1 pseudogene is annotated in these 1380 nt (G+C 68.6%); it reads right to left on the bottom strand.

Annotation, left to right across the window (positions count from 1 at the left end):
- A pseudogene (locus Q8M82_RS16390) lies at positions 1-1193 on the bottom strand (hypothetical protein); the annotation flags it as partial.
- Positions 1194-1380: the final 187 nt, after the last annotated feature.

The raw sequence follows: 1380 nt of genomic DNA, 5'->3' as shown, positions 1-1380 counted from the left end.
GGCAGGATCTGGCCGAGCGGCGTGCGGGCGAGCGACTGGGCGCCGGCATACTCCGGACCGGCGGCGATCAGAAGCGCGCCGCCCTCGCGGACATAGCGGACGATGTTGTCGAAATAGACCAGCGGCAGGATCGACTGGTTGGCGTAGCGGTCGAAGATGATCAGGTCGAATTCCTTGATCTTGACCTGGAACAGCTCGCGCGTCGGGAAGGCGATCAGCGAGAGCTCGTTGATCGGTGTGCCGTCCTGCTTTTCCGGCGGGCGCAGGATGGTGAAATGGACGAGGTCGATATTGGCGTCGGCCTTGAGCAGGTTGCGCCAGGTGCGCTCGCCGGGATGCGGCTCGCCGGAGACCAGCAGCACGCGCAGTTTGTCTCTAACCCCCTCAATTGTAATCACCGCGCGGTTGTTGGCGAGCGTCAGCTCGTTGTCGAGCGGGGCCGCCTCGATCTCGACGACATTGGGGCCGCCGCGGTCGATGCGGACCGGCAGTGACACCGTCTGGCCGACCGTGACCTCGCGGCGGGCGATAATCTCGCCGTCGCGCCGCACGGTCAGGGCTGCGCGACCGGGGCCGCCCTTCTCGAGCACGCGCAGCCGCACCGTCTGGTCCTTGCCGACGATGCCGAAGCGGGGCGAATCGACGAGCACGATGCGGCGGTCGATCTCGCGCTCCCGGCCCGTCGCGAGGACATGCAGTGGTGCCCGCAGGCCCAGCGCCTCGGCGGTCGGGGGCGTGTCATGGGCGAGACCGTCTGTGATGACGATGGCACCGGCCACACGCTCGGAGGGCACGTCGGCGAGACTGGCGGCCAGCGCCTCGAACAGCCTCGTGCCGTCACCCGATCCCTGTGCGTCGCGGACCTCGACGATCCGCGACTCGACATTGCCGATGCCACGCAGCTGGCGCTCGATCTCGGCCTGCGCGGCCTGGGTCTGGGCCGAGCGGTCGCTCAGGCGGTTCGAGGCGGAGCGGTCGACGACGACGGAAACGACGTCCTTCACCGGTTCGCGATCTTCGAAGACCAGGGAGGGGTCGGCCAGCGTCACCGTCAGCACGACGAGGGCGAGCGCGCGCAGGATCGCGCTCCTGCCGGCGAGCACGATGGCCGCGCCCGCCGCCAGCGCGGCCAGAACGGCCAGGCCGATCAGCAGCGGCAGCGGAACGAGCGGCGCGAAGGAGAGGCTCCACATCAGATCAAGGTCCTGTCGGTTTGCCTCGACACCAGCGCAGCCCTCATCCTGAGGAGCGCCGCAGGCGCGTCTCGAAGGAAGCTCCAGGAGGCTCCCGCACGATCTGGATCATCCTTCGAGACGCCGCTGACGCGGCTCCTCAGGATGAGGGCTGTGGGAGTTGCAGCCCACTTCACTGGCCCAGCCT

The organism is Allobosea sp. (assembly GCF_030694325.1).
Lineage (GTDB): Bacteria > Pseudomonadota > Alphaproteobacteria > Rhizobiales > Beijerinckiaceae > Allobosea.
The sequence above is the reverse complement of the archived record's forward strand: the minus strand, read 5'-3'. Positions and strand labels throughout refer to the sequence as shown.